This window comes from Planctomycetota bacterium, from assembly GCA_016872555.1.
GTDB lineage: Bacteria > Planctomycetota > Planctomycetia > Pirellulales > UBA1268 > F1-20-MAGs016.
Genome location: VGZO01000111.1, coordinates 1 through 4117, shown reverse-complemented (window position 1 = coordinate 4117; position 4117 = coordinate 1). Strand labels below are relative to the sequence as shown.

Below are 4117 nucleotides of genomic sequence, written 5' to 3'. Positions count from 1 at the left end.
ATGTTGCCGTCGACGTCGGCGCACATCACGTTTTGCTCGTTGTACTGGTGCATCGCCAGCGCCGCGTTGAACTCGTGGACGTTGCGGGCCCGCGCCATCGTGTCGAACTGTTCATACAGGCCGGTCTGGTCGAAATAGGGGGAGGCGCCGACATATGCCGTGCCGCTGGCCATGTCGGGCGTGGAGATCACCGGGCCCAGGTGGGTGTAGAAGGCGGGGCGCGTGACCGGGTCGCTGCCGCGGACGGGGATCGTGAACGACTCGATCGTCACCGGCTTCCACTGGCCGTCGTATTCGTATTCGGGGCGCGGGGCGAGGCGGAACTTCATCCGGTAGACGTCGGAGGTGTCGGGGCCGCCGGTGGTCAGCGCCCAGCCGGTGTGGCGGTTGTGGCCGATGCCGAGCATCGGCGAGCCGATCAGCCAGAAGCCCGCCATGTGCAGGTCGCCGGCGTGGACGCGGGCTTCGTAGAGCACCGCCAGCCCTTCCCAGGTGAGGTGCGGATCGGAGAGAAGGATCGCCGAACGGTCGGCGCTCCGCGCCGGGGCGACGGCCCATTGGTTGCTGCCGGCGGCGGGCTGGGCGCGCTTGTCGGCGTTTTTGAGGTCGTCCATCATCGTGCCGATCGGCCAGCGGAGGATCATCGCCCGGCCGATCGCCAGGGCGTGCCAGGGCTCGACGTCGATCGCCACGTCGGCCGCCTCGCCGGGATGCTCGGCGATGTAGCGGCGGATCCCGGCGGTGAAGGCGGTGACGTTTTCCCGCAGCCGCGCCGGGGCCTTGGTGGCGAGGTAGTCGGCGTGGAGCGTGTCGTTGCGCGCCAGGCGCATGATGTAGTCCTGCTCGAGGAGCCGCGGCCCCTGGACCTCCGCCATCCGGCCGACGGCCGTGCGGATCGCGAGGTAGATGTCGGCGAGGCGGTCTTCGGCCTGGGCGTAGCCGAGGGCATGGAGGCCGGCGGCCTCGGAATCGGAGACCACGTGGGGCACCCCCCAGGTGTCGCGGTGAAGCGTGGCGTCGGCGGCGCTTGCCCGCAGTGCCGGCGCGATCAGCACGAGCGCCACCGCACCGGCGAGCGCACCGGCCAGCCATCCCCCCTGCCCCGCCGTCGAGCGTGCCGCCGCCATCGTGGAATCCTCCATGCGGAACGAACAGTTCCCAACCCGACCACCGGCCGCGCATTGTCGCCGGAAGCCGCCGGCTGACAAACACCCGGCGGAGTTTTGATGCGGAGAGAGACGGCGCGGCCCCGCCCCGCACGCCCGAGCGCCGGTCGCTATACTCGCCGCGGAATCACGCGCGGGGGAGCAGGATCCCGTGGCCAACGTGATCGGCCGCCGGATGCGGCCGACGGCGACCTGGGAAACCCTTTGGCGTTTCCCGCGGTCGCCTGAGTGGACAAAGGCCATGGAGGGCTTTGGCCACGGAAAAAGTGCGGGGGTACGGCAATGCGGGTTTCGTTCGTGTGCGCGGCATGCCTCGGCGTGGCCTGGGGCGGGGTCGTGGCGCTGGCACAGTCGCCGGGCCAGGCGCCCCCTGCAGAGCCGGCCGGGATGCGGCAGCTGTTCAACGGCCGTGACCTCGCCGGCTGGGATGGCGACGGGCGGCTGTGGAGCGTGCGCGACGGCGTGATCCATGGCGAGACCACCGCGGAGAACGTCGCCACGGGCAATACGTTCTTGATCTGGAACGAGGGGACGGTCCGCGACTTCGACCTCCGGCTGTCGTTCCGCTGCAACGCCGCCAACAACTCCGGGATCCAATACCGCTCGCGCCACATCACCGACTCGAGCGCCAAAAACAAGTGGGTCGTCCGCGGCTACCAGCACGAGCTGCGCAACGAAACCACGCTGCCCAACGTCGCCGGCTTCATCTACGACGAAGGGGGGAAGCGCGGGCGGATCTGCCTCGTCGGCGAGCGCGCCACGTGGGGGGCAGGTGGCAAGGAGGTGGCGGCGGCCGACCTGGTCGACCAGGAGGCATTTGCAACACTGTTTCGGCTCGACGACTGGAACGACGTGGTGATCATCGCCAGCGGCCCGCGGATCCGGCACTATCTCAACGGCCGGTTGATCCTCGACTTCACCGACGGCCCCGACACACTCCTCTCCGAGGGAGTCATGGCGCTGCAGCTCCACGCCGGCAAGCCGATGTGGGCCGAGTTCCGCAACATCCGCCTGGCGACGGCAGGCGCCGACGCGGGAAAGAGCGGGCAATGAGCGGTCAGCCGGCCTACGTTTCGCACGCGCCGATCCCGGTGCCGGTGCCGCGGTCGCGGGCGTTGCGCGCGCGGTGGCTCGCCGCCGGCCTGTGGCTGGTCGCACTCGGCTCCGCCGCCGCCCAAGACAGGATCGAGATCTACGCCTCGTCGCGGCTCAAGCACGTGCCCGGCGGGTGGTCGGTCCTCGACATCCTCGCCACCAACCGCACCGCCACCGACGGCGAGGCGACGATCGTCGTCTCGTTTCCCGGTGGCGATGGGCGGCAGTTCGCGCGCCGCGTGTGGGTGCCGGCGCGCGGCGAGCGGATGACCTGGCTGCCCGTGCGCATCCCCGCCGAGGTGCCGGCGGGGCGGACGACGATGCCGATGTCGGTGATCACGGTCGAGGGGGGCAGCGGCGACGAACGGCTGTCGCGGTCGGACGGGGGCACCGGCTTCGTGTCGGAAGACCTCCTGCGGATCAGCGACGAGCCGGTCAGGACCGCGACCTACCTCGACCGCCAGGTCCTCGACGACGCGGCGCTGGTCTCGGCGCGCTCCGACCAGTGGACGACGACGCTCACCGCCGCGCGGCAGGCGGTGCAGCTCTCGACGACCCTCTCCGACCTCGCCGACGATTTTCTCCCGCCGTGGCCGTCGGCGCTCCGCGGGCTCGACCAGATCCTCGTCGCCAGCGACCGGATCGCGGCCGACACCGCCGGCGCTGCGGCGCTCCGCGGCTGGGTCCGCGACGGCGGGCGGATCTGGCTGGCGCTCGACGCGGTCCGCCCCGAGACGGTGGCGCTGCTGCTCGGCGACGACTGCCGCCTCGAGATCGTCGACCGCGTCGAGCTCGACGACTTCGTCATCGACGGCGTCCGCGAGGACGGCAGCCCGATCGCCGATCGCTGCGCGCACGACCTGCCCGTCGAGCTGGTGCGCGTCGTGACGTCGCATCCCGACGTGATCGCGCGGGTCGGCGGCTGGCCGGCGGCGATCGTCGTGCCCTATGGCCAGGGGGAGGTGGTGATCACGGCGCTCGGCCCGCGCGGCTGGCTCACGGCCGACGGCAAGCAGCCGACGGAGAGCCTCCGCACGCTCGCCGGGAAGCTGTTCCGGCTGCGCCCCGGCCGGCTCGATCCCGGGCGCTTGCCGCGCGAGCTCGAGCAGCGCGTCGGGGCCACGGTGCCGCGTCGGGCGCTGGCGGCGTGGGTGCTCGGCGGGTTCGGTGCCGCCCTCGTGGCGGTGACGGCGCTGCTCTTCGCGCGGGGGGCGCTGGCGGCGATCGGCGTGGCGGTGCCGCTCCTGGCGGCGCTGGCGACCGGGGCGATGCTCACGGTGGCGCGGGAACGCAGCGAGGGAGTGCCGGCGCAGATCGCGTCGACCGAGCTGGTCCGGGTGGCGCCGCGGACGGCCGAGGCCAACGTCGACGGCCTCGCCGCCGTCTACGACACCGCGTCGCGGCCGGTCGAGTGGGTCGGAGAGCAGCGCCACTGGACCTACCCCCGCGCCCAGCGCGGGGCGCTCGCGGGCCGGCTGCTGTTCCGCGACGACGACCGGCTCGAGGTCAGCCAGACGACGACCCACGCCGCGAGCATCGACCGGGTGTGGCTCGGCGGCGCGGAGAGCCTCGCGCGGGGTGTGGCCCGGGCGCGGTTCACGGCCGACGGCGTCACGGGGCGGGTCGAGGTCGGCGGGTATCCGCCGGCCGCCGACGGCGCCGATCCGTTCATCGTCGTCTCGCCGTCCCCCGCGGTCGCGGTGCGGCTCGCCGCCGACGGCTCGTTTGCCGCCGCGCCCGAAGACCTCCTCGCCACCGACCAATACGCGGCCGGCACCGTCCTCGGCGACGAGTCGATCTGGCGCCAGGAAGTGGTGCGGACGCTGCTGGCGATCCCCGGCGGGGCGGGCGAACAG

3 protein-coding genes are annotated in these 4117 nt (G+C 72.6%); 2 read left to right on the top strand and 1 reads right to left on the bottom strand.

What is annotated here, in order from left to right; translation table 11 throughout:
- A partial coding sequence (locus FJ309_17180; protein MBM3956307.1) for a penicillin acylase family protein occupies positions 1–1409 on the bottom strand: 1409 nt, incomplete at its 3' end.
- Between the two features lie 39 nt (positions 1410–1448).
- Here FJ309_17180 and FJ309_17175 point away from each other — a divergent pair.
- Positions 1449–2219: a DUF1080 domain-containing protein gene (locus FJ309_17175; GenBank protein MBM3956306.1), complete on the top strand. Its 771-nt coding sequence runs from the start codon at positions 1449–1451 to the stop codon at positions 2217–2219.
- A partial coding sequence (locus tag FJ309_17170) for a hypothetical protein (protein MBM3956305.1) occupies positions 2216–4117 on the top strand: 1902 nt, incomplete at its 3' end. The genes FJ309_17175 and FJ309_17170, both read left to right, overlap by 4 nt.